The 23,114-nt window shown below is 62.2% G+C and carries 23 protein-coding genes; 12 read left to right on the plus strand and 11 right to left on the minus strand.

Annotation, left to right across the window (positions count from 1 at the left end; genetic code table 11):
• Positions 1-90: 90 nt before the first annotated feature.
• The 3 genes from QRN42_RS03275 (at position 91) to QRN42_RS03285 (ending at position 3,613) form a co-directional block, all read left to right on the plus strand.
• A complete protein-coding gene (locus QRN42_RS03275; protein ID WP_284978069.1) occupies positions 91-678 on the plus strand; it encodes a DinB family protein in 588 nt (195 codons plus the stop codon).
• Positions 679-817: 139 nt separating this feature from the next.
• Positions 818-1,318, plus strand: coding sequence for a sensor histidine kinase (locus QRN42_RS03280; RefSeq protein WP_284978070.1), 501 nt, complete (start codon positions 818-820; stop codon positions 1,316-1,318).
• 105 nt (positions 1,319-1,423) lie between these two features.
• Positions 1,424-3,613: a transglycosylase domain-containing protein gene (locus QRN42_RS03285; protein ID WP_284978071.1), complete on the plus strand. Its 2,190-nt coding sequence runs from the start codon at positions 1,424-1,426 to the stop codon at positions 3,611-3,613.
• A gap of 140 nt (positions 3,614-3,753) precedes the next feature.
• Here the strand turns inward: QRN42_RS03285 and QRN42_RS03290 are convergent, their stop codons facing one another.
• A complete protein-coding gene (locus QRN42_RS03290) occupies positions 3,754-4,485 on the minus strand; it encodes a glutamine amidotransferase (RefSeq protein ID WP_284978072.1) in 732 nt (243 codons plus the stop codon).
• Positions 4,486-4,690: 205 nt separating this feature from the next.
• On the opposite strand from QRN42_RS03290, the gene QRN42_RS03295 reads away from it, so the two are divergent.
• Both QRN42_RS03295 and QRN42_RS03300 read left to right on the plus strand, forming a co-directional pair.
• Entirely contained in the window at positions 4,691-5,920 is a 1,230-nt protein-coding gene (locus tag QRN42_RS03295) for an MFS transporter (RefSeq protein ID WP_284978236.1), read from the plus strand.
• 172 nt (positions 5,921-6,092) lie between these two features.
• Complete coding sequence (locus QRN42_RS03300) at positions 6,093-7,430, plus strand: ammonium transporter (protein ID WP_284978073.1); 1,338 nt, start codon at positions 6,093-6,095, stop codon at positions 7,428-7,430.
• 26 nt (positions 7,431-7,456) lie between these two features.
• Here QRN42_RS03300 and QRN42_RS03305 read toward each other — a convergent pair whose 3' ends face one another.
• The gene (locus QRN42_RS03305; RefSeq protein WP_284978074.1) at positions 7,457-8,053 is read right to left on the minus strand and encodes a DnaJ family domain-containing protein; all 597 of its coding nucleotides are present in this window, start codon (positions 8,051-8,053) and stop codon (positions 7,457-7,459) included.
• 182 nt (positions 8,054-8,235) lie between these two features.
• Between QRN42_RS03305 and QRN42_RS03310 the strand changes: the two genes are divergently transcribed.
• The 5 genes from QRN42_RS03310 (at position 8,236) to QRN42_RS03330 (ending at position 12,568) form a co-directional block, all read left to right on the plus strand.
• Positions 8,236-8,496: a hypothetical protein gene (locus QRN42_RS03310; RefSeq protein WP_284978075.1), complete on the plus strand. Its 261-nt coding sequence runs from the start codon at positions 8,236-8,238 to the stop codon at positions 8,494-8,496.
• Positions 8,497-8,716: 220 nt separating this feature from the next.
• Entirely contained in the window at positions 8,717-10,693 is a 1,977-nt protein-coding gene (locus QRN42_RS03315) for an APC family permease (protein ID WP_284978076.1), read from the plus strand.
• Positions 10,694-10,894: 201 nt separating this feature from the next.
• A complete protein-coding gene (locus tag QRN42_RS03320; RefSeq protein ID WP_198318270.1) occupies positions 10,895-11,065 on the plus strand; it encodes a hypothetical protein in 171 nt (56 codons plus the stop codon).
• A gap of 185 nt (positions 11,066-11,250) precedes the next feature.
• Complete coding sequence (locus QRN42_RS03325; RefSeq protein WP_284978077.1) at positions 11,251-12,381, plus strand: glycosyltransferase family 2 protein; 1,131 nt, start codon at positions 11,251-11,253, stop codon at positions 12,379-12,381.
• A gap of 7 nt (positions 12,382-12,388) precedes the next feature.
• Positions 12,389-12,568 (plus strand): hypothetical protein, encoded by a 180-nt coding sequence (locus tag QRN42_RS03330; RefSeq protein ID WP_284978078.1) that lies wholly within the window; start codon positions 12,389-12,391, stop codon positions 12,566-12,568.
• Here the strand turns inward: QRN42_RS03330 and QRN42_RS03335 are convergent.
• Positions 12,565-13,935 carry a hypothetical protein gene (locus tag QRN42_RS03335; RefSeq protein WP_284978079.1) on the minus strand — a complete coding sequence of 457 codons (1,371 nt, stop codon included), beginning with the start codon at positions 13,933-13,935 and terminating at the stop codon, positions 12,565-12,567. The genes QRN42_RS03330 and QRN42_RS03335 overlap by 4 nt on opposite strands.
• A gap of 236 nt (positions 13,936-14,171) precedes the next feature.
• Here QRN42_RS03335 and QRN42_RS03340 point away from each other — a divergent pair, with 236 nt between their 5' ends.
• Both QRN42_RS03340 and QRN42_RS03345 read left to right on the plus strand, forming a co-directional pair.
• Positions 14,172-14,666: an NUDIX hydrolase gene (locus QRN42_RS03340; protein ID WP_284978237.1), complete on the plus strand. Its 495-nt coding sequence runs from the start codon at positions 14,172-14,174 to the stop codon at positions 14,664-14,666.
• Positions 14,667-14,709: 43 nt separating this feature from the next.
• Positions 14,710-15,282, plus strand: coding sequence for an MOSC domain-containing protein (locus QRN42_RS03345; protein WP_284978080.1), 573 nt, complete (start codon positions 14,710-14,712; stop codon positions 15,280-15,282).
• A 56-nt stretch (positions 15,283-15,338) separates the two neighbouring features.
• Here QRN42_RS03345 and QRN42_RS03350 read toward each other — a convergent pair whose 3' ends face one another.
• The 8 genes from QRN42_RS03350 to QRN42_RS03385 form a co-directional block, all read right to left on the minus strand.
• A complete protein-coding gene (locus QRN42_RS03350; protein ID WP_284978081.1) occupies positions 15,339-17,309 on the minus strand; it encodes an ABC transporter ATP-binding protein in 1,971 nt (656 codons plus the stop codon).
• Positions 17,306-19,042, minus strand: a complete 1,737-nt coding sequence (locus QRN42_RS03355; RefSeq protein ID WP_284978082.1) for an ABC transporter ATP-binding protein — start codon at positions 19,040-19,042, stop codon at positions 17,306-17,308. Before QRN42_RS03355 ends, QRN42_RS03350 begins: the two co-directional genes overlap by 4 nt.
• Before the next feature lie 98 nt (positions 19,043-19,140).
• Positions 19,141-20,697, minus strand: coding sequence for a CYTH and CHAD domain-containing protein (locus tag QRN42_RS03360; RefSeq protein ID WP_284978083.1), 1,557 nt, complete (start codon positions 20,695-20,697; stop codon positions 19,141-19,143).
• Between the two features lie 142 nt (positions 20,698-20,839).
• A complete protein-coding gene (locus QRN42_RS03365) occupies positions 20,840-21,460 on the minus strand; it encodes an SRPBCC family protein (RefSeq protein WP_284978084.1) in 621 nt (206 codons plus the stop codon).
• Positions 21,461-21,594: 134 nt separating this feature from the next.
• The gene (locus QRN42_RS03370; protein WP_284975108.1) at positions 21,595-21,945 is read right to left on the minus strand and encodes a hypothetical protein; all 351 of its coding nucleotides are present in this window, start codon (positions 21,943-21,945) and stop codon (positions 21,595-21,597) included.
• Positions 21,946-22,071: 126 nt separating this feature from the next.
• Positions 22,072-22,335, minus strand: coding sequence for a hypothetical protein (locus QRN42_RS03375; protein ID WP_284975109.1), 264 nt, complete (start codon positions 22,333-22,335; stop codon positions 22,072-22,074).
• Complete coding sequence (locus QRN42_RS03380; protein WP_284978085.1) at positions 22,332-22,490, minus strand: hypothetical protein; 159 nt, start codon at positions 22,488-22,490, stop codon at positions 22,332-22,334. Before QRN42_RS03380 ends, QRN42_RS03375 begins: the two co-directional genes overlap by 4 nt.
• Before the next feature lie 421 nt (positions 22,491-22,911).
• The gene (locus QRN42_RS03385) at positions 22,912-23,097 is read right to left on the minus strand and encodes a hypothetical protein (RefSeq protein ID WP_284975111.1); all 186 of its coding nucleotides are present in this window, start codon (positions 23,095-23,097) and stop codon (positions 22,912-22,914) included.
• Positions 23,098-23,114 lie beyond the last annotated feature (17 nt).

A 23,114-nucleotide genomic window follows, 5' to 3' on the forward strand; every position in this document is an offset into this window, starting at 1 on the left:
CCCTCCCCTTCGCTGGGAGGGTCCCGGCGATTTTCGCGTGTCGCCAGCGAAGCCGTTTTCGGCCGCGTGGAGGTCTGTAGAGTGCAGCACATGGACCATAAGACGGCGCTGCACACCTACCTGCGCCTGCGGAGGGCCGAACTGCTGGGAAAGGTTGAGAACCTCAGTGAGTATGACGCCCGAAGGCCCCTGACGCCCACGGGAACCAACCTGCTGGGCCTCGTCAAGCATGTAGCCACTGTGCAGCTGGGCTATTTCGGTGAGACGTTCGGGCGGCCAAGCGACAAGGAACTTCCATGGCTGCAGGAGAACGCCGAGCCGGACTCGGACATGTGGGTCCCGGCCAACGAATCCCGCGAAGAGATCATCGAGTTCCACCACTACTCGGCCCGGCACAGCGACGAAACGATCGAAGCGCTCTCCTTGGACGCGCCCGGCGTCGTCCCGTGGTGGCCCGAAGAGCGGCGTAACGTGAGCCTCCACCAGATCCTCGTCCACATGTGCGTCGAGACGGCCAGGCATGCAGGGCACGCAGATATCATCCGTGAGCTCATCGACGGTTCGGCCGGGATGAAGGCCAACGATGCGAACATGCCAGCGCGTAACTCAGAAGAATCGGCAGCGTACCGGTACCGCATCGAGGAAGCAGCCCGGACGGCCGACCTGCAGCGATACTAAACCCAACACACCCACGCAACCGGCCACACCAACCTTGATGCGAAATTGAGCCAATCGAAAACGTTCCTTGATGTTGCGGCGCCACGCTGGAAGCAGGCGAAGGACCCATACCAAAGGCCCCCGGCTACGAATTTCCATCATGAAGCACGACGATGTGGGGAAAGCAATGGAACAGGCATCAACTTTGAGTGACGTGGTGGCGGTCAGGGGCATCATCCAGGATCAGCACCCAGTGGACTTCTACGCCTTGGGAGTCGCCGGCAGCATTGACAGGCTCGCCGAACCGCTGCGCCGGGCGGGTGTGAGGGTCCATTGGGACACGCCGCACCATGGCATCGAGATCTCTTCCGCCGCGGCCGGCCTCCTCTATCACGTTGCCCAGGAAACCTTCAGCAACACCCTCAACTACGCGGACGCCAGCTCACTGAGCATCCGGCTGAATGCCGTCTACCACGGCATCCAACTCACCATTACGGACGATGGCAAAGGCTTCGAAATCCACGCCTCCCCCAGCGGACGGCGGCACGGCTTCGGCCTGCTTCTGATGTCCATAGCAGTTCACGACGCCGGTGGAACAGTCAAGATCGACTCTGCAGTTGGGCAGGGCACCAGCGTGCGGGTGACACTCCCGCTGGATTGAAGCCGAGTTGGGACCTGATCCGGCCTCAAATCGATGGATCATGTGCGGACTCGGACGTATTCTGTAGCTAATTTTCAGCCTGGCATCTCGATGGGATGGCACAGCATGGCACGGAATACGGGTGCACGTTCAGGTCTTGGCTGGGTCCTTCTGAGGATCCTTAGCTTCTTCCTGGTGAGCGGCTTATGCGGAGTCCTGTTATGCGGCCTGATGGTCCCGGCGGCGGCCTTCACCAGCACTACGCTTGGCGGATCCATCGGTTTTTACGAGGGCCTGCCCAGCGAACTCGACATCAATTCGCCGTCGCTCTCCAGCAACGTGGTGACCGCTGACGGCCAACACATCGCCACGTTCTACGCGGAGAACCGGGTGAGGGTGTCGTTGCAGGACATGTCGCCGTTCATTCGGGAAGCGATCGTGGCCGTCGAGGACAGCCGGTTCTATCAACATCCGGGGGTCGATGCCCAAGGAATTCTCCGCGCCTTGACGTCAAACCTGACTAAAGGCACCCATCAGGGGGCTTCGACCCTCACCCAGCAGTACGTCACCAACGTCCTGAACGAATCCCGGCTCACCGAGGGCCGCCCGGAAGATGTGGTGTTGAGCGGCGATAAGACGTTGGGGGACAAACTCCGTGAAATGAAGCTGGCCCTGGAGCTGGAGAAGCGCTTCACCAAGGACCAGATCCTCGAAGGCTACCTGAACATCGTCTTCTTCAACCGAAACGCCTACGGCATCGAGGCCGCATCACACTATTTCTTCAGCACTACTGCGAAGAAACTGACCCTGCCACAGGCTGCCCTGCTGGCCGGACTGGTGAACGGGCCCAGCGTCTATGACCCCATCGTGGACCCAAAAGCATCGATCGGCCGGCGGAACCTGGTGCTGGACCGGATGCTGGAGCAGGGCAAAATCACCCATGCCGAGCACGACGCGGCCGTGGCTGCTCCCGTGGGCCTGAACATCAGCCCGTCCTTGCAAGGGTGCGCCGGAGCCTCTATCGCCATCTATTTCTGCGATTACGTCTCGCATCTCATCCTTAACGACCCCGCTTATGGAGCGACGGCCGATGACCGGGCCCGGCTGCTTTACCGTGGCGGTCTGACCATCACCACCACGTTGGATAGCCGCTTGCAGTCAGTGGCACAGACCCAGGTGGATGCCTCGGCGGGCGCGAACCCGGACAAGTGGGGCGCAGCAATGACCACCGTGCAGCCAGGCACGGGGAAGATCCTGGCGATGGCGCAAAATACGGTGTTCGTGCCGCAGGATGGCAAGTTCGACACCCAACTCAATTTCAGTGTCGACGCCAAGGACGAGAACGGAGAAGACCTCAACGGAGCGGGTGGTTTCCAGCCTGGATCCACTATGAAGCCGTTCATCTTCGCCGAGTGGCTCAACGAAGGGAAGTCTCCTACCGCCGTCGTCGATGCCTCCCGCCGGGTTTATCCCGTTGGTTTCCCGTGGCACTCAACGTGTGGCCCGGTACTGGGCGGATACAGCACGGCGCAGAAGAACGCCAACCTCGGCGCCGACGACGACCTGCAAAACAACGAGCCCGGCTACTACCGCCCCATGCCCATCAACTACGGCCTGTACAACTCCATCAACACGGCAACGTTTGCCACTGCCGCGCAGCTGGATTTTTGCGGCATCCAGCGGATGGTCGACGCTGTGGGACTGCACAGTGGAGTAGATAACGCGCCGGTCAACATGCACCAGATCGGCAACCTGTTGGGCTCAATCGGCGTCTCGCCGCTGGTACTGGCGAGCGCGTACGCCACGTTCGCCGACGATGGGACGTACTGCAAGCCGATCGCCATCACCCAGGTCAGCGATTTCCAAGGCCGCAAGTACCAAGCCCAGTCGCCACAGTGTCGCAGCGCCGTCAAACCGGAAGTCGCCCGGGGTGTTAACGCGGTCCTCCAGGACGTCCTCAAGCTTGGCTCCGGCATCTACATCAACCCCAAAGTCCAAAACCAGGTGCCCGTGGCGGCCAAGACAGGGACGTCCAACAACAATGGAGCCACCTGGGTGGCCGGTTACACCACAGCCCTGGCGACGGCGTCGTTCTTCGGAGATACGACGGCGGGCCAGCAGCGGGCCGGGCAAAACGTCACCATCAACGGTACGTTCTACCCATCCCTGGACGGGTACATGATCGCCGGGCCACAGTGGGCAAACTACATGATGCAAGCTACCGCCCTGTACCCGAGCGGTCCTTTCCCAGCCCCCGCCCCTCCACCGGCTCCGGCAACACCCGCGCCCTCAGCGCCAAGGCTGACAGGCCACTGACCCTGCGTTGCGGGGCCCGCTCTACCCACTCCCCGCAAACCCAACCCTGCTTACCGGGCCCCACAACAAACCCACCCAGCGTTGCGGGGCCCGCTCTACCCACTCCCCGCCATCCCAACCCTGCAGAGCAGGCCCCACAACTAGCGGGCGTAGCGCTCAGTGAAGTTCTTGAGGATCCTCATGGGCTCGGTCACCGATGCTTGACGTGCCCGTTGGATGAGCTCGTCGGCAGCGTGCGGCGGGAAGTATCCCGCGTCCTTATAGATGTCGATGCGCGTGATGAGTCCATCTGCATCCAATTCGGGATGGAACTGCGTGGCGTAGAGGTTGTTTTTCACCCGGAACATGTGGACCGGGCAGGCTGCGGAGCTGGCCAGCAGCACCGCGCCAGTAGGCAACTGGCTGCACGCCTCCTTATGACCGACGAACGCCTCAAAACGATGCGGAACGCCCTTGAGAAGGGGATCACGCTCCCCCTCCGCGGTCAGTTCGATCTCCGCGGACCCCACCGGCTCGCCGAACCTTCGATCAATGACGGCGCCCTGATGCGTACCTAACGTGCCTACCCCGTAACAGGCACCCAGGAAGGGGAAATCGTCGGCCACAATGCGGTCCAAAAGACCCGACAGCTCCGCCTCGACCCTGACTTGGGCTGCGCTCTTTTCGCCTACAGGATCGCTGGAAGTGTATGGGCTCCCTCCGACAATGACTCCGGAATAGTCGCCCAGTTCGAGGGGACGAAGGGGGACCGATTCCATCCGGATACGGACCAATTCCTCCGAAGCCAGGCCACAATACTGGAGGAAAGCCCGGTACTCGTCGTCGGCTGCGGCGTCTTCGGCCCGGGTGGCGAGCAACAGGAAGGGCTTCACAAGGCCAAGTCTGCGCCAAGGAATGCCCGGGTGACAAAGTGTGTTGGCGCGAAGGGGTGTCTGACAGGGCCTCCCTCATAACGCTAAGGATGCGTAGCGTTGGACATATCCCCGCTGAGCACCGCCCCAACCATCCATCCATGAGGAGCCATCTTTGAAGCAGGACCCTTCCGTTATCGGAGCGACCCTACCCGAAGCCCAGCCCCTGGCGAAAGAAGAACGAGCCGCCTACGGATCAACAGCAGTTCCCGGGCGTGGTCCCCAGAAGATTCCGTGGGCCGGCCTGCTGGTACTCGCCGCCGCAGGGTTCACAGCGGTCACTACCGAGCTGCTTCCCTCAGGCCTGCTGCCCCAAATCAGCCGCGACCTCGGCGTGGAGGAATCAGCAGTAGGGTCACTCACCGCCGCCTACGCAGCAATCATCGTTTTCACCGCCCTCCCACTGTCCCGGCTCCTGGCTGGCCGCGTTCCACGGAAGACACTCCTGATCGCCACCGTTCTGGCCTTCGCCGTCAGTAACATCCTGTTGGCGTTCAGTCCCTCGCTGGGTTGGGCCGTTGGCGCCAGGCTCTTGGGTGGGGTTGCACACGGAATGCTGTGGTCCAGCATGGCACCGTACGTTGCACGCATAGTTCCAGCCCACTCCGTGGGGAAGGCCATGGCGGTCGTCTTTAGCGGAAACAGCATCGCGCTCGCCGTAGGCGCACCCATCGGGACGCTCATGGGAAATGTCCTGACCTGGCGGACCTCGTTCCTTGTTCTCGCCGGAGTGGGCGCCCTTTTGGCATTCCTGGCGTTCTGGCTCCTGCCGGCCGCCCACGACGCACGCAACACCAAGGCTCCTTCACTCCGGGCTGCGTTGAAATTGCCCGGAGTGGTGGCGGTAGCTACCGCGTGGCCACTCCTCCTGCTGGCCCACTTCACCCTCTTCACCTACGTTGCGCCGTTCCTCCTGGCCTCGGGCTTGCCTGAGTCTGCCACCAGTATCTCCTTGTCCGTGGTGGGAGCAGCCAGTTTGGTGGGCATCTGGATCGCCGGCATGACTGCTGATTCCCGCCCCAGAACCTCGGTGATTGCCGCCGTCGTGCTTCTTTTGCTCGTTTTCGCGGTGTTGCCTGTGCTTGGCGGGACCTGGGTGGGGGCGTTCGGCCTGATGACGGCGTGGGGTGTCACGTTCGGGGCAATAGGTATCTATAACCAAGCGGCTATCTTGCGTGCGGGCGGGGAACACAAGGATGCGGCCAACGGCCTCACCGTGGTCACTATCCAGTTGGGCATCGCCGTGGGAGCAGGATACGGGGCCTTTGCCCTCACTACACTCGGAGCGCAACTGGTGCCGCTGGCTGCTGCCGTCCCCACCGCCGTCTCCTTGGCGATCATCGTTGCCAGCCGGCGCGGAGGCTACCCTGCCGGCCCTCACGAGAAGCGCCGTTAACAATTTCGAAACACGACGGTCACGCGAACTTCACGCAGGCGCGATTTCTGTAACGTACCCGCAACTTAGCCCTCCTGAGCCGGAAACAAAGCTCACCGAGTATTGAACCCGGGGGTAGCGCGGGCCGGTAACTGAGGCCCCTTTGGGACGGGCCGATCAGGAGGGAACGCAGGTGGAGATCTCTGCGCAACAAGTCTGGCTGATGTTGTCATCGGCGATGGTGCTATTCATGACGCCCGGACTGGGCCTGTTCTATGGCGGCATGACCCGCGCCAAGGCAGCCCTGAACATGATCATGATGAGCTTCATCTCGGCAGGCATTGTTGGCGTGATGTGGGTCCTCTGGGGATACTCGATGACTACCGGAGACGGCTACCTGGGCTTGTTCGGAAACCCCTTCACGCATTTTGGCCTCCAGGACCTCATCGGCTCCCCGGATCTCCTCAAGGTGGTTTTTGCCGCAACCTTCGCGATTATCACTGTTGCGCTCATCAGCGGCGCGATCGCGGACCGCACCAAGTTCAGTGCTTGGGCCCTCTTCGTGCCCATCTGGGTGACGGTGGTCTATTGCCCCCTTGCCTACATGATCTGGGGCGGTGGCCTCATGAGTGCCGGTGGCGCTGTAAGTCGCGTCTTCGGTCAGGTCATCGACTTCGCCGGTGGTGCAGTTGTTGAAGTGAGCTCGGGAACAGCCGCTTTTGTCCTCGCCTTGATCGTGGGAAAGCGCCACGGGTTCGCCAAGGATCCCAACCACCGGCCCCACAACATCCCCTTCATCATGATCGGGGCCGCCATTCTCTGGTTCGGATGGTTCGGCTTCAATGGCGGGGCAGCGACCACCGTTGAGCAGGCAGGCCTGATCTGGGTCAACACACTGGTGGCACCGGCTGCTGCCATGTTGAGCTGGCTCGTCACCGAGAAGATCCGCCACGGGCACCCCACTTCCCTCGGTGCAGCGTCGGGCGTGGTCGCAGGATTGGTGGCGATCACCCCCTCGTGTGCCAACATCAGCCCCCTCGCCGCGTTGGCTCTCGGTCTCGTTGCGGGCGCCGCTTGCGCCGTATTTGTGGATCTGAAGTTCAAGTTCGGCTTCGATGATTCCCTTGATGTTGTGGGAGTGCACTTCGGTGCGGGCATCATCGGGACGCTTTCGCTCGGTTTCATCGCACTTCCGCAGGGCGGGCACGGCGGTGGCATCCTCTACGGCGGCGGCCCCCAGCAACTCGTGGCACAGACGGTCGCGGTCCTCATCACCATGGCACTGTCCGGACTGGGCACGCTCGTCATCGGGCTGGCCATCCACAAGACCATCGGGTTCCGGGTCACTCACGAGCACGAAGTCACCGGTGTTGACCTCACGCAACATGCCGAATCGGCCTACGAATTCGGCCTCACAGCGCACGGTCACTTCCGTCAGCAACAGGCACACTTGTACTCGATCCTCCGCCGAAAGCCGGAACACGAGGAGCCGGCGACCGTCAAGGTCAAAGAAGACAGCTTCGCCCGCTGACGCAGTCCCTTAGTGACGCAAGTCCCCTAGCCCAAGCCGTTCCAGAGGCGCTGCCACCACGTTCGTTTGGTTTCCGTTGGAGGATCCGGCTCCGGCGGGGCTGACGCGGCCCGGCGCTCCCGCCATCTTTCAAGCTCGGCGTCAACATCGCGGAGCTTGGTGATCACCGGCGGACCACCCTGCAGCTGCCTACGGGCCTCGATGACGCGCTTGTTGAAATCTTCCAGGGTTTCCCTGACTTGCCCCTCGGTGTATTGCTGGTCCAGCTTGGCGTCAAGTTCAGCATCCTCGATGCGCAGCAGAATAGCGGGTGGGCCGATCCCACTGAGTTGTTCACGCTGGATGAGCCCCTTGACCCACCAATCAGGGTCGTAGTGTTCCCCGAGTCCGGGTATTGGCTTGCCGGCATACTTCAAGTTGTCGAACTTGCCCTGGGCCATTGCGTCGCGGACCAAGTATTCAACCCTGGCCGCGTCGTCCACCTTCCGACGTTTTTCGCGCTCCGCCGCATCCGCGGCCTCGATCTCTGCGTCCTCCTGGGCATTTCCTCCCCAGGACCGCACGGCACGCAGTTCAGCGCTTCGCTCCAATTTGCGCCTGAAGGCATTGTTGTCCGGATCCATGCGCCATCACCTCCTCGGAGGGCAATCTCAACTCACGGGATCGGGTCCTGGGACCAGTATTCCGCACTTTGGCTCGGACGGTCCTTCCCAAGTTAAGAAGCGGCAGCCTAGGCCTACCCTTGAGCCCTTTTAGCCTCAATAATGTAAGTATCCTGATTATTACACCAGAGAAGGAGGGCATCGTGAGCACGGAAGCCAACGAGTCAGAGGGCCGGCACCGGCAGCCAGACAACGCGACGGACCAGTCGACAGAACAGTCGACGGAAACACCGCTCGTGGACCCGGTCAGCCACTTGTTCGATCAAACGAACGGGCTGGCAGACGTCGAGGGCGATTCGGACGAGACAGCTGAGAGCGATACCAAGAGCGCGGCCGAGCGCGACGGCGACAAGCCGGCTTCGGGTGCGATACCTCCTTTGGGCGGCACTCTCGGGCAGCACTAAGTCACGCAACATTTTCCGTCCGGCCCCACCAGGGCCGGACGGCTCTCGTCTGCCCTGCCCCGCCCAACCCCGCCTCACCGCCCAACCCAACCCGGCCTCAGCGCCGTCGACTTTCAGACCGCGTAAAGGAATCGTCAAAAATTGACCGAGGCAGGCCGCCAAGTGTGGCGCCGGTGCTATGTTCAGCTCACAGTGATGAGCCTCATCCAAGGAGGACGCCATGACGACCCTTAGCAGAACGCCGGCAGACCCATCGGCCCCGAAGCCCAAGGGATCAAGTTCCTTCCGGACGTGGCTGCTCTTCGGCCTCCAGGACAGCAAAGGCCGCCATCAAGGACCCGGTGGTGTCAGCGCCACCGATGAGAAGAAGCACGCCTGGTGGCAGGTGATGTGCCTGACGGGCGTGGACTACTTTTCAACCCTGGGCTATCAACCTGCCATCGCAGCACTGGCAGCCGGGGTGGTCTCCCCGCTGGCCACGATCGTGCTCGTCGCCGTCACTCTCCTGGGGGCTTTGCCTGTGTATCGCCGTGTGGCCGGAGAGTCCCCGCGCGGTGAGGGTTCCATCGCCATGCTCGAGCGGCTGCTTCCGCGCTGGGGCGGCAAGTTGCTGGTGCTCGTCCTCCTCGGCTTCGCGGCCACCGATTTCATGATCACCATGACGCTCTCGGCCGCCGACGCCACCGCCCACCTGATCCAGAATCCCGTCATGCCCTCGTGGATGCAAGGGCAAAACGTCACCGTCACCCTGATCCTCCTGGCGTTATTGGCCGCGGTGTTCCTGCGCGGATTCAAAGAAGCCATGGGCGTGGCCGTGGTCCTGGTGGTCCTCTACCTCAGCCTGAACGTTGTGGTGGTGGGCACGGCCTTGCTGGAAGTTATCGGGCACCCCATCGCGGTGGGAAACTGGTGGCAACTCTTGTGGACCTCCCACGGCAACCCGTTGATGGCTGTGGCGATTGCCCTCATCGTTTTCCCCAAACTGGCGTTGGGGCTCTCCGGTTTCGAGACAGGCGTGGCCGTGATGCCGCAGGTGCGCGGCGCGGACGACGACACCGAAGAACGCCCCACCGGTCGCATCAAAGGGACGCGGCGCATGCTGACCACGGCTGCTGTCATCATGAGCAGCTTCCTGATCACGTCCAGCTTCACCACAGTGGTGCTGATCCCACAGCAGGAGTTCGAGGCCGGCGGACAGGCCAACGGCAGGGCTCTTGCGTTCCTCGCCCATCAGTATCTGGGACTCGGGTTCGGTACGGCATACGACGTCAGTTCCATTGGCATCCTCTGGTTTGCAGGTGCCTCAGCGATGGCAGGCCTGCTCAACCTCGTCCCCCGGTACCTTCCCCGTTACGGGATGGCTCCGGCGTGGGCCAGGGCGGTACGGCCCCTCGTATTGGTCTTCACCTTGGTTGGTTTCACCATTACGTTCCTGTTCAACGCCGACGTCGACGCCCAAGGTGGCGCCTACGCAACCGGCGTGCTGGTGCTCATGACCTCCGCGGCGCTGGCCGTCACGCTCTCGGCGCGGCGTCGCCACCAGCGGAAACGCGCTGTTGCCTTCGGCGTCATCACCGCTGTGTTCGGCTACACCACGGTTGCGAACATCATTGAGCGGCCCGAGGGGATCAGGATCGCGGCCATCTTCATTGCAGGCATTATCGCCATTTCCCTGCTTTCGCGGGTACGGCGTTCCTTCGAACTCCACGCCACGCACGTGCACATGGACAGTGCGGCCCTTGAGTTCATGTTCGACGACGACGACGGTCCCATCCGCATCATCGCCCACGAACCGCGGCGCCTGACGGCCGAGGCCTACCGGGAGAAGCTCACCTCAGCGATCGAGGTCAGCCATCTGCCGTTGAACTACCAGGCTCTGTTCCTCGAGGTGGTGCTCGATGACACCTCGGACTTTGAAACCGAGCTCCAGGTGCGCGGCATCGAGCGCCACGGCTATCGCATCTTGGAAGTCCACGGTCCCGTCATACCGAACACCATCGCCTCGGTCCTGTTGCATATCAGGGACGTCACCGGCTTGATGCCGCACGTCTACTTCCGTTGGACTGAAGGGAATCCCATCACCAACCTCCTCCGGTTCCTTTTCCTGGGCGAGGGCGAGATTGCGCCCGTGACCCGCGAGGTCCTGCGGGAAGCCGAACCGGAACTCAGCCGGCGTCCGTGGGTCCATGTGGGCTAGTTCGGCGGGTTACACGGAGTAACCAGGAGCGTGCAATAGATCACACTTGACCGATTTGGCTTGTCAATGATGGTGGGCAGCATGAACCATGAATGAGGGAACTTGTTCCCGTACAAGCTGAATCAGCAATCCTCACCGACGAGGATGCAGCCCCTGCAAAGAAGCTTGGGGCTGATAACGGCCTGAGTGAAAGTACTGACAATGACGACACATACTGACTCCATCACGCTAAAAATCTGGGACAAGTCTGCCATCGACCACACCATCGATGCCGCCGTCCAGTCCCTGTCCCACCGCGCAGCGGCTGAAAACTGCGGCATCGCGGTGACCCTCAGCGGCCCGAAGACCTTCACGGTCAGCTTGAGCCGCTAAGCAGCCCCAACCGCACCCAAGAGGACGACGCCGGAACCAACCGGCGTCGTCCTCTTGCAGTTAAACGTCATTCCTCCAGTCCTGAGCCAACCTTGAGTGTTCCTTGACGGTTTCCTCGCGTATTCCTTGCGGTCGGGTTGCGAGTCTAAGTGAGACAACACTTCAAGACTCGAAGGGAGGATCCGATGTCCGCGCTCATCATGCCGCAGCCGCGGGACGCCGACACGTCCGCAGTCCCCCGCGGATCCCACCGTGCCCCCGGCGGAGTGGTCACAGTCCTGGTCCCGGCACACAATGAATCCGCGGGTATCACAGAGACACTCGTCTCCTTGAACAACCAAACCCGCCGCCCGGACAGGGTCATCGTGGTGGCCGACAACTGCACTGACGACACCGAGGAGCTGGCCATTGCGCAGGGCGCTGAGGTCATCCGCACCGTCGGCAACAAGGATAAGAAGGCCGGCGCGCTGAACTTCGCCCTCAGCGCTTTGCTACCCGACGCCGACCCCGAAGAGCTGATCCTGGTACAGGACGCCGACTCCCAGCTCGCCGTCGACTTCATCCACAACGCAACCGCTCACCTGCTCGCCGACGATCTGCTTGGCGCAGTGGGCGGGGTATTCAGCGGCGGTCCCGGCGGCGGTTTCGTAGGCCACCTGCAACGCAACGAGTACGCCCGCTACGCACGCGACGTCAAGCGCCTCCACGGCAGGTGCTTGGTCGTGACCGGAACCGCGGCCCTCTTCCGGGTTAAGACCCTGCGCGCCGTCGTTGCCGCCCGGCTGGAGGGAGCACTCCCCCCGGGCAACGGCAAGGGCGGCGTTTACGACACCTCCGTACTGACCGAGGACAACGAACTATCCTTCGCCCTGCTGACCCTGGGTTACCGGATTGCGTCGCCGTCCAACTGCGCGCTCGTCACCGAGGTCATGCCCACCTGGCGTGAACTGTGGGCCCAGCGGCTCCGTTGGAAGCGCGGCGCAGTGGAGAACTGCGTGCAGTACGGATGGACCAAAGTCACCCGGCCCTACTGGGGGCGGCAGTTCCTCTCCATGATCGGCGTCCTGGTGACGTTGGCCTATTTCGGTTCCATCATCTTTGCCTTGGTAACCGGAATGGGCCTGAACCTCCGGCCCTTCTGGATGGCAGTCACCGGCGTCTTCATCGTGGAACGCATCGTCACCGTGCGGCTCCGCGGGTGGAGGTACATGCTGCTGGCCGCCACCATGTACGAAACCGTCATCGACACTTTTCTCCAAGCAGTCCACGCCAAGGCGTACCTGGACTCAGCACTCAACCGAAAGAAAACCTGGTAATCGATTCATGTACAGCAATCCAGTAGCCCCCTTCTCAGCAACCATCGCCGCCGGAACCGGCACACTCGCCATGACCGGGGCAGGAAGCCTCTTCTGGTTGGCCCTCGCAGCCTTCGCCATGCTGGCCCTTGGCCTGGCCATCAAGCGCATTGTTCCCGTCCGGGCCCGGAAGACGAACCGCGGCTAGGAGACGGGGCCCGTGCTCGCCGACGTCCTTGAAACGGTCGTGTACCCGGCTTTGGTGCCCGTCACCCTGACGCTCATGGCGTTTGCCTGATCGGCGGCCACCAGCGTGTACGTCTTTGCTGTTGCCCCGGTGACGGCCACTCCGGACCGGTACCACTGATAGGTCAGCGCGGCCCCGGAGGTCCACGTGCCCGGGTTGGCCGTGAGCGTCGATCCTACGGTGGTTGTTCCGGTGATGGTGGGAACGGGTGCCACCAGGGTCCCTGCTGCGATAGTGGCAGTCGGACTTGATTCCTTGGTGGTGGTTGCGTAGCCCGTTTGGGTGCCGGTCACCTGGACGGTGAGGGTAGCGCCTTGGTCCGCGGCCGCCAGGACGCGGGTGGTGGCGGTGGCTCCGGAAATAGCGGTGCCGCTCCGGAACCACTGGTAGCTGAGGGTGGTTCCGGTGGTCCAGGTCCCTGGTGTCGCTGTCAGGGTCGATCCGACGGCGGCCGTTCCGGAAACGGTGGGGGTCGGCGCCGTCAAGGGAATGCCGGGAACAAAGGAGAAATCACGGACGGTGACTGATTCAGGAGCAACATGGGCCGGGTCTCCCCCGCCGCCACCGGTTACCCAAAGGTTGAAGTGGATCTGTTCCTTGGCCGGAACCGGAACCGTGGAGCCTTCAAGGACAGTCCTTTTCAGAAGCGGTCCGCTGTAGCCCTCACCGGCATAGGTCTCGAAGGTCAGCTTGCCCGGTTCCCACACCATCCGGTGCGTCAGGATCGGAGCGCTGGTAACACCAAACGTCACGGTGTTGTTTCCCTGCGCGGGGGGCAACGTGGCATCGAACCAATATCCGTGGCCTTGGGTGACCGGCCAGCTCTGCCCGTAGGCAGCTCCGCCGCCCCATGCGGAAGCTTCGCAAAGGTCGATCTCGGTATATCCGGGCGCGGCCGCCGGATCATAGGTAAACAAGCAACCCCAGACCGCCTCCTTCTGAAGCGAGCTGATGTCCTTCTCCACCGTTGTGCTGTACGTGCCGTAGCCGAAGCCCTGACGCGTGGATTGGAGCTCCGCCCCTACCGGGGCATTTCCGGTGGGGTTGCTGATGCCGAGCTTCACGTAGCCGTTGGAATCCGGAGCGGTGACGTTGTTCGCATCCCAGCTGCCGTTGTACATGGGCGCCCCGCCCCAAAAACGCTTCTGCCAGTTGAACCCTTTCCAGGCGAAGCTACCAACTGGGCCGGGATCTTGGGCCATAGGGCCGTTGCCCGCAGCGTTCGACGGGGCTATCCCGGCGAACATTGATAAACCTACGGCCATCATGACGGCCAGACCTATGGCTTTTCTTCCACCACGTGGATGGCGGCCCACTGATAACGCCATAGCTGTCCTCCTGCTGACGTGCCCGGAAACGTCCCCAGCGGTTGCCGGAGTCCGCAACGACGTTCCCCCCACAGAACGTACAACCCCTCGATTATGAATGAGGCAGGGGGCCGCCGGAAGCAAAATGGGAAGGAAACTCACTTTTACATCATCAATTGGATAACGGCCCTGTGCCCGGGAGTAGCCTTGACGTGTGCAGGCTCTGGCGCACGACACACTTTTATTCGGGAGGGCACATCACCATTCGCAGCGCTGGCATACTCCTTTTCCGGCACAATGCGTCCGGGCAATTGGAGCTCTGGATAGCCCATATGGGCGGCCCTTTCTGGGCCCGTAAGGATGACCATGCCTGGTCCATCCCCAAAGGTGAATTTGCTGAGGACGAAGACGCGCTGGCTGCCGCGCATCGCGAATTCACGGAAGAAATAGGCTCGCCTCCCCCACCGGCCAACTACGAGTTGCTGGGCGTTTTCCGGCAGCCCTCAGGAAAGCTCATCACTGCGTTCGCGGCTGAAGCCGGAGACTTCCAACCGGAAAAGATCGTCAGCAACACTTTCCCCATGGAATGGCCGAAGGGATCCGGGGCCATTAAGGACTTCCCTGAGATCGACGACGCCAGATGGTTTGAAGAGAGCGTGGCACGGACCAAGCTCGTCAAAGGCCAGCTGCCCATTGTGGACGCCCTGATTCGACGCCTCGGTGAAAGTTCGTCTGGTGAAGGTTCCTTGTAGGACCGGTCACCCGTACCGGGCTGTTGGGGGCTAGCGTTGAGGGATGACCGCTGACTACAGGTACGACGTCGAGGTGCTGCACCTTCTGGTCTCCCCGGCACACGCTTATTTTGGACGCGCCAGGGAAGGGGCGGCCAACGTCCCCACCACTGATGCCGAAAGCGCGCAATTGGTCTCAGGCAAGGGGATCGTTGGAGACCGGTTCTTCGGGAAAGCCGCCCACATGGACGCAGCGGTGACAGTGTTCGCCGTCGAATCGCTCGAAGCCATTGCCGCTGAGCTCGGGGCTGGCCCTTTCGATCCCCTATTAACGCGCCGCAATGTGGTCCTGCGAGGCGCCGAGCTGGCCCCACTGCTGGGGCACGAGTTCACACTGGAGTGCGGCCTGGACGTCGTGCGGCTCAAAGCAGGACGCCCGGCCCATCCTTGCGCATGGATGGACCAGATGCTCGCACCGGGCGCCCACAAGGCGATGCGTGGGCGTGGAGGCGTGCGCTGCCAAGTGGTTTCCGGCGGGCTGCTCCATCGGGGACCCGCGGTGTTGGTCAGCCCTGTCCCCCTGGCTCCCGGGAAAGCCGGCGAGGCGACGGTGCTAAGGCCCTCGCGTCTCCCGTAGCGGATCCTGCGGGCACGCTAAAGCCTGCCCAGACCTGCAGACCCGCTAAAGCCTGCTCAGACCTCCGCAGCCGGCGCCGCGAACTGGGCCTCGTACAGCCGGGAGTACGCCCCGCCCGTTGCCAGCAACTCCGAGTGGGACCCCTGCTCAACGATCTGCCCCGCCTCCATGACCAGGATGAGATCGGCGTCCCGGATGGTGGAGAGCCGGTGCGCGATGACGAAGCTGGTCCTGTCCGAGCGCAACGCGTTCATGGCTTTCTGCACCAAGACCTCCGTCCGGGTGTCCACGGAGCTGGTCGCCTCGTCCAGGATCAACACGGACGGCTGGGACAGGAACGCCCGGGCAATCGTGAGCAACTGCTTCTCGCCCGCAGAGACGTTCCCACCCTCGTCGTCGAGCACTGTGTCGTAGCCTTCGGGAAGGGACCGCACAAAACGGTCAACGTACGTGGCCTCTGCGGCCTCGAGGATCTCCGCCCCGGACGCGGTGGGACGACCGTAGGCAATGTTGTCGCGGATAGTCCCGCCGAAGAGCCAGGTGTCCTGCAGGACCATGCCCATCCGGGAACGCAACTCCTGCCTGGACATCGTGGCGATATCCACGCCGTCGAGCGTTATCCGGCCGCCGTCCAGATCGTAAAAGCGCATCATGAGATTCACCAGGGTGGTCTTGCCGGCACCGGTGGGGCCCACGATCGCAATGCTCTGCCCTGGCTCGGCGACCAAGCTGAGGTCCGAGATCAGGGGCTTGTCCGGCGAGTACCGGAATGACACGTTTTCAAAGACCAGCCGTCCACGTGCCGCTCCCGAGCGCTGTACCGGGGCCGGCTCGGCGGATTCTTCTTCCTCGTCGAGCAGTTCAAAGACGCGCTCGGCTGAGGCAACCCCGGACTGCAGCATGTTAGCCATGGAGCCGAGCTGCGCCAACGGCTGGGTGAATTGCCGCGAGTACTGGATGAAAGCTTGGACATCGCCCAACTGCATCGCGCCGGAGGCCACTTGCAGGCCGCCCACTACGGCGATTCCGACATAAACCAGGTTCCCGATGAATGTCATGGCGGGCATAATCAACCCGCTCACGAATTGCGCCCCGAAGCTCGCTTGGTACAGTTCTTCGTTCTTGGTCCGGAACTTTTCCTGCACCTCATTCTGGCGGCCAAAAACCTTCACGAGAGCATGCCCGGTATATGTTTCTTCAATTTGTCCGTTGAGTTGCCCGGTGTTCTTCCATTGGGCAACGAACATTTTCTGGGAGCGCTTGGCAATCAGCAACGTGGTGCCGAGGGTCAAGGGAATGGTGACCAAAGCGATCACGGCCAGCAAGGGCGATAGCACCAGCATCATCACCAACACCCCGAGCACCGTCAGCAGCGAAGAGACCGCCTGGCTGATTGATTGCTGGAGGCTTTGCGAAATGTTGTCCACATCATTGGTGACGCGGCTCAACAGCTCACCGCGCTGGATGGAGTCGAAGTAACGCAACGGGAGGCGGTGGATTTTCGCTTCGATCCGCTCACGCAGGCGGTAGACGGTCCGCTGCACGACGCCGTTGAGCACGTACGCCTGCAACCAACCGAACGCTGCGGCCAGAATGTACAGGCACAACACCCACAGAAGCACCGAGGACAACGCACCAAAATCGATGCCGGCGCCGGGGGTGAGCGTCATGGCGTTCAACATATCGGCCTTGCTGTTGTCCCCGGATGCGCGAAGTCCCGCCACCACTTGCTCTTTGGTGACACCGGCCGGCAGTTGCTTGGACACGATGCCGGCGAAGATCAGGTTGGTGCCTTGGCCGAGCATCCGTGGCCCGATCACGGACAGCGTCACACTGACCAAGGCAAAGAGGAGCACCAAGGTCAACCACATGCGCTCGGGTCGCAACGTGCCGAGCAACCTGCGGGCGGACGCGCCGAAGTTCGAGGCCTTCTCCGCCGGGATGTTCATGCCGGCGAATGGTCCGCCACGGCCCGGACCCATTGGCGGCCGGCCGGGGCCCCGGGAACCTGCTGCAACGCCGCTCATGCTGCTTCCTCCGCTGCAAGTTGTGAGGAGACGATTTCCCGGTACGTCCCTGACGTATCCAGCAACTCGTCGTGCGTTCCTTGCCCAACGATCCTGCCGCCGTCGAGCACTAATATCTGGTCGGCGTCCGCGATACTGGAGACGCGCTGGGCGATGATCACCATGGTGGCACCGTTGATGTGGTGTTTGAGGGCTTGGCGGAGCCGCGCGTCCGTCGCGGTGTCCAAGGACGAGAACGAGTCGTCGAAGATGTAAAGCTCAGGCCGTTTTACCAACGCCCGCGCGATCGCCAACCGTTGCCGCTGGCCTCCCGAGACGTTGGTGCCGCCTTGGGCGATCGGGGCATCCAGGCCGCCCTCCATTTCCCGCACGAAATCTTCGGCTTGGGCTACCCGCAGCGCTTGCCAGAGCTCGTCCTCAGTGGCGTCGGGCTTGCCGTACTGAAGGTTGCTGCGCACCGTTCCGGAGAAGAGATAGGGCTTTTGCGGGACCAAGCCGATGTGCCCCCACAGCAGGTCAGGCTTCAGTTCGCGGATATCCACACCGTCCATCTGTACCGAGCCTGACGTGGCGTCGAATAAGCGTGGCATCAGGTTGACGAGGGTTGTTTTGCCCGCTCCGGTGCTGCCGATGATCGCCGTCGTCTGCCCTGCGGCGGCGGTGAAGGACACCCCGCTGAGCACCGGCTGCTCGGCACCGGGGTAAGCGAAACCAACGTCGTGCATCCGCAGTTCGCCACGCCGGGCGCCGGGGAAGACCACCGGGTTCGACGGCGGCTGGACGCTGGAGCTGGTGTTAAGCACCTCACCGATGCGGTCGGCAGACACGGAGGCGCGCGGGATCATGACGGCCATGAACGTTGCCATCATGACCGACATAAGGATCTGCATCAGGTAGCTCAGGAACGCGATCAGGGTACCCACCTGCATGGACCCGTCCTCGATCCGGAAGGAACCGAACCAAATCACCGCCACGCTGGAAACGTTCATCACCAACATGACCACCGGGAACATCAGCGACATCAACCGCCCGGCCCGCAAGGCGACGTCGGTGACGTCACGGTTGGCACCGGCGAAGCGTTCAGTTTCCATGTCTTCCCGGACGAATGCCCGGACCACGCGGATACCGGTCAGTTGCTCGCGCAGCACGCGGTTCACGGCGTCGATCCTGACCTGCATTTTGCGGAAGAGGGGGACCATCCGGGTGACGATCAGCCCCACCGCAACCAAAAGGACCGGCACGCACACGGCAATAAGCCACGACAGTTGGGCGTCTTGCCGGACCGCCATGATGACCCCGCCAATGCTGAGCATCGGGGCGGCGACCATCAAGGTGCAGGACATCAGCACGAGCTGCTGAACCTGCTGAACATCGTTGGTGGAGCGGGTTATCAGGGAGGCGGCCCCGAACTTGGTGACCTCCTGCTCGGAGAACTCGCCGACACGGGTAAAGATGGCGTCCCTGAGATCGCGGCCCATCCCCATGGCGGCCTTCGCTCCGAAGTAAACAGCCACCACAGCGCAGGCAATTTGAAGCAAGGTGATGAGCAGCATGAGGCCACCTGTGCGGAGGATGTAGTCCGTGTCTCCGGTGGCAACGCCGTGATCGATGATGTCGGCATTAAGGGTGGGCAAGTACAAGGACGCGATCGACTGCGCCAACTGGAAAATGACCACCGCAATCAGGAGCCGTTGGTGTGGCCTGAGGAAGCGGACAAGAACATTCCAAAGCATCGGATCTCCCATAGCGTGTGTGGACCGAAGGCCAGTTTACGTCTGGTTGCTGTGGGCAACTAGGGAAGTTGCCGCAACGGGAGATTGAACCTTGCCGGCTAGCCTGAGGACTTCTTCAACCTGAGTTTCCGAGCTTTCTTTCCACGGCGCAAGTAGTCCTGTTGGGCGGCATCCGCGGCCCTGCGTTCGACGCCGTGAAGCACACCGTAGGTGAAGGCACTGGGCCCGGCATCCGATGCCTTACCCAGCGCGAGCAGTTCAGCCCGCAACATTGCGCTGTCTTGGTGCTGACCCAGGATCGACTGGATAGCGTGCGCAGCCTTGGCCATTTTCGCTGCGCGTTTTCCATGCACGCTTTCAGCGGCGGCAGCGGCAAACCTCAGCTTTTTCGCCGCCTTGCGGACGTTATGGAAGGCCTTATCGCGTTCAGGCCCGACGGCGGCCCCCACCGCTGCCCGGTGCCGTTTAGCAAGGCGTTTAGCGGCTTTGTTGACGCGCGCCGCAGTAGTCTTGCGGGCCGGCGTCGTGCCTTTGGGAGCAACCGGTGGCGTGTCCAGGAACGCGTCAAGGTCATCCAAAAGCTTGAAGTAGCGGTGGCTGTCCAAGCGCGCGCGGATTCCCGCCATGGCTGTGCCGGTTCGAACGGCCATGCGTTCATCGAGTTCATCCCGCACCGGACCCAGTAGCAGCTCGCCCGGAAGTGCGTCGATGTCCCGATGGAACCGCGCATGGAGCACCTCGGCGTCGCGGAAACGGCCCAGGACTTTAGCCAGGGACTTCAGCTCGGCCTCGAGATCGCTCACCGGGGAAGGGAGGAAAAGCTTGTTATACGTTTGAAGGACCGAGCGAATGCGCCGGGTCAGCGAGCGCATCTGGTGCACGGAGTCGTCGCGGCCCTGCCGTACGTCCACATCCTGGGTGAGCAGCTGCGCAACTTGGGCTTCCAGGTAGTGGAGGACGGGAACAACCGCGGGACCGGCCGTACTGGGCACCTCCCGGCCCGCGCCTTGGGGCCGGGGCCATGACTGTCCCAATGTGGTTGCGAGCTTGGACGTTCTGGCACTTGGAATCGCGCCCGTCTCGGCAAGGGGTCCGGTAACGGCGTCGAGGAATGCCTGGGCGGCTTTCTTGCCCGAGCCGTCGGCGGCCAGCTCCACTTCCCATTCCCGCCAGGAAATCTTAGGGCCGGGTTGGTGATCGGGAACGCCATTGGGAACGCCTGCGCGGACGTGGTCGTCCACGAAGTCGGCAACGCGGTGGCCGTCGGCTCCGTACAGGGCATAGCTGGTGCGTTCTGTCGTGAGGGTTGCAATCGGCGCCAACTCCTTGCCCCGCGTGTACGCGAGGACCCGCTGGGCTAGTTCTTCCGGCACGGCATCCGCGCGGCCTAGTGGGGCGTGGACTTCCCGTCGATCCCCTGAAGGCAACGGGAGCTTGAGGTGCCAACCGGCGTCGGGCCCGCCGGTGCGCCGACGCAGCGTGATCCGGCGCCGCGCAAGCGCCATGTCCCGCGTGTCAAAGTAGATCGCTTCCAAGGTGTGGATGGCCGGGTCACCCACTCGCTCGACGCCGTCGATCCTTCCAAGCGCCGGAAGCGGCGTAGCCGCGTCGACGTCGAACTTCTGCTCAGTTTCCACGTGGCTGGACGTTGCCATGGCAGTGGGCCCTCCTTGGTGCAGTACTGCAGTTGTCTACCTGTTAATTTCCTCTGTTAAAGCAGTCAGGGCCAGCCCCCACTAGTGGTGGCCGGCCCTGACGCCTACCTCGGTGAAGCACTGCGATCAGGTCTGCAAGACCTCACAAGTCGTGGGGCCGGGCAGGGTCTACGAATCCGTCCTCGGCTGCAGGCGCGGCGAGGTCCGGATCCGTCGAAGGCATCCCAATGGCGGTGGGCACGCCGCTGGGGCCGAAGTCGCCGTCGACGCCCTGTACGTGGTTGCCCTCCACGCCGGTATCTTCGACGTCGCCGCCGGACACCGTGCCGCGCCAAGCACCGGTTTCGCGGCCTTGTACCTCAATGAACTTCTTGAACTTGTCGAGGTCGGCGCCCACGCGCATGCCGTCGACGCCGAGAGCGGAACCGGCCTTTTCGGTGAGCGTCTCAGGCTCCCAAATGATCTCCACGTTGACCCGCGTCCTGCCCCCGTCCAGGGGTTCGAAGCTCACGGTGCCACCGTTTCGAGGGCCGTCCACGCTTGCCCAACTCACCAAGGAGTCCGGGACCTGCTCAACGATCTGGGCGTTGTACTCGCGCTTCACGCCACCAACGTTGGTTGAGAAATGCAGTGCAGTCTCATCGATCTGCTCCACGGACTCAACGCCGTTCATGAACTCAGGGAAGGTTTCGAACTGCGTCCACTGGTTGTAGGCAACAGATACGGGGACATCTACTTCGATTGATTTATTGACCGTAGCCATAAAGGGTGCTCCTTCGATCGAGTCTCGGGTGCTGATATCTAGCGGCACTGCTCTGGGCGGCAGTGCTTCTAAGGGGCCCGCCAGGCGGCTGGCTGCTTAACCGGTGGCGCGCCGGTGCAAAGGGCTTTTCAGCCTTATCCTGCGTCGAAATCCTCGCCGTCATCGTTAGGCGATTTTTCCTCGGGAAGGTCGTTGCCGCTGCCGTCCGGCAGCGATGCTTGTTCGCTCTGGGTCTGCTCATCAATACCGCCCAAGCGTCCTGCCCCAGGCTCTCCTGCGCTGTCAGCGTCTTCCGGATCCAGGTGGCTGAGGTTCGGCGCCCCCGTTTGGTAAGTTTCGCCGTCGGGGCTGTCTTGGCTCAGGCCTGCTTCGGAGAGATCCTCCTCAACACGTGGCTGTGCTTGGCCCCCGCCTGATTCCTGCTCAGCTGTGGGGGTGCCGTAGCCTCCCACTTCCTCTTCGGGTGTGGAATTTTTCTCGTCCATGTGACCTGTCCCTTCCAAAGTGGTGAACGTGTATATGGATATTAGTAAGCATACTGACAAACTGGCGTTTCACCAAAGAGCAAGGCCGCGGCCGGGAAACTCCCGCCGCGGCCTCCCCGCCCACCATCAATCCGTGGGATTGGTTTCGGTGGTCAATCCACGATCATCCGTGGTTTGTTCGTCTTTTTCTTCGGCAGGCCCAGGCGGACTGGCCGACGTGCTCTGTCCGGCGTCAACGGCGTCCGAATTGTCGTCGTCGGATCCGCCCACCGGCGGCACCTGACCGCCAACCTCGGGCGTCGCCGAGTCCCTCGTAAGGGGGTGTCCCGGCGTCTTGATACCGTCGTGCACTTGGTCGGTGCCGGCTAACTCGCCTGGATCAGTTGTCATACGCGCGACCGGCCCCGTCCCAGAACCCAGCCAAGGAGGGCCAGCACAAGCAGGATAATTCCTACCCAAAGCAGGAAACCCAGCGCTTGGTTGAGTCCGCCAACCAGCAAGAGGACGATTGCAATGACACCGGCAATCACCAGTAGTGTGTTCATTGAGCTACGCATCCCTTCATTGAACTTTGCCTATTCAGGAAGGCGTCCGCTGGTACCCCTTACGGAGCGCCACCCATGCCAACGGGCACCGATCGGAGAAAATACTCTCCATATTGCTTACGTACCCCTCCGAATAAGGTTCAAACCTCCCCATTTCCAGCGAAATACGTTCACAGCTTCATGATAAGAGCGCGTTCGAACGTAGCACAGCCCTATTTGACCGTAATTTTAGGTGGCCTTGGCGGAATAGGTCCCAAGACCCCATCGAACTCGAGGAGACCTGGCAACCCGCATGGGGCGATGCGGGAGAGCGGCGACATGAGTGAACCGTATCTGGGCCGGGAGCAGCCGGGTTTAACATGACTGCCGCCGTCTGACATGTAGCGCTGCGCCTCCCGGTTGGGCAACGCGAGGCCCACCACTACTCACTTCGATCGGCCTTTTGCTCAACGAGGTATTTCCAAAACACAACAATGGCCGCAACAATGCAGATAATCCCCGAGACGGTGGACCAGAGTGACCCGTTGGTGTTTGAGAGAAACAGGTAGGCCGCATAGAAAACGAAAATCAGCGCCAGCAGAAGCCATACCAAGGGTTTACGATTCACAGTTACTTCCTTTATTT

It is taken from the genome of Arthrobacter sp. fls2-241-R2A-200 (genome assembly GCF_030209745.1).
Classification (GTDB): Bacteria; Actinomycetota; Actinomycetes; order Actinomycetales; family Micrococcaceae; genus Arthrobacter.

Bases quoted from the DNA above. Each gene is read 5' to 3' on its own strand.
- QRN42_RS03320 (WP_198318270.1), top strand. From the start codon at position 10,895: ATGACGACACATACTGACTCCATCACGCTAAAAATCTGGGACAAGTCT.
- QRN42_RS03330 (WP_284978078.1), top strand. From the start codon at position 12,389: ATGTACAGCAATCCAGTAGCCCCCTTCTCAGCAACCATCGCCGCCGGA.
- QRN42_RS03285 (WP_284978071.1), top strand. From the start codon at position 1,424: ATGGCACGGAATACGGGTGCACGTTCAGGTCTTGGCTGGGTCCTTCTG.
- QRN42_RS03360 (WP_284978083.1), bottom strand. From the start codon at position 20,697: ATGGCAACGTCCAGCCACGTGGAAACTGAGCAGAAGTTCGACGTCGAC.
- QRN42_RS03325 (WP_284978077.1), top strand. From the start codon at position 11,251: ATGTCCGCGCTCATCATGCCGCAGCCGCGGGACGCCGACACGTCCGCA.
- QRN42_RS03375 (WP_284975109.1), bottom strand. From the start codon at position 22,335: ATGACAACTGATCCAGGCGAGTTAGCCGGCACCGACCAAGTGCACGAC.
- QRN42_RS03350 (WP_284978081.1), bottom strand. From the start codon at position 17,309: ATGAGCGGCGTTGCAGCAGGTTCCCGGGGCCCCGGCCGGCCGCCAATG.
- QRN42_RS03365 (WP_284978084.1), bottom strand. From the start codon at position 21,460: ATGGCTACGGTCAATAAATCAATCGAAGTAGATGTCCCCGTATCTGTT.
- QRN42_RS03355 (WP_284978082.1), bottom strand. From the start codon at position 19,042: ATGCTTTGGAATGTTCTTGTCCGCTTCCTCAGGCCACACCAACGGCTC.
- QRN42_RS03305 (WP_284978074.1), bottom strand. From the start codon at position 8,053: ATGGATCCGGACAACAATGCCTTCAGGCGCAAATTGGAGCGAAGCGCT.
- QRN42_RS03275 (WP_284978069.1), top strand. From the start codon at position 91: ATGGACCATAAGACGGCGCTGCACACCTACCTGCGCCTGCGGAGGGCC.
- QRN42_RS03345 (WP_284978080.1), top strand. From the start codon at position 14,710: ATGACCGCTGACTACAGGTACGACGTCGAGGTGCTGCACCTTCTGGTC.
- QRN42_RS03335 (WP_284978079.1), bottom strand. From the start codon at position 13,935: ATGGCGTTATCAGTGGGCCGCCATCCACGTGGTGGAAGAAAAGCCATA.
- QRN42_RS03380 (WP_284978085.1), bottom strand. From the start codon at position 22,490: ATGAACACACTACTGGTGATTGCCGGTGTCATTGCAATCGTCCTCTTG.
- QRN42_RS03315 (WP_284978076.1), top strand. From the start codon at position 8,717: ATGACGACCCTTAGCAGAACGCCGGCAGACCCATCGGCCCCGAAGCCC.
- QRN42_RS03370 (WP_284975108.1), bottom strand. From the start codon at position 21,945: ATGGACGAGAAAAATTCCACACCCGAAGAGGAAGTGGGAGGCTACGGC.
- QRN42_RS03280 (WP_284978070.1), top strand. From the start codon at position 818: ATGAAGCACGACGATGTGGGGAAAGCAATGGAACAGGCATCAACTTTG.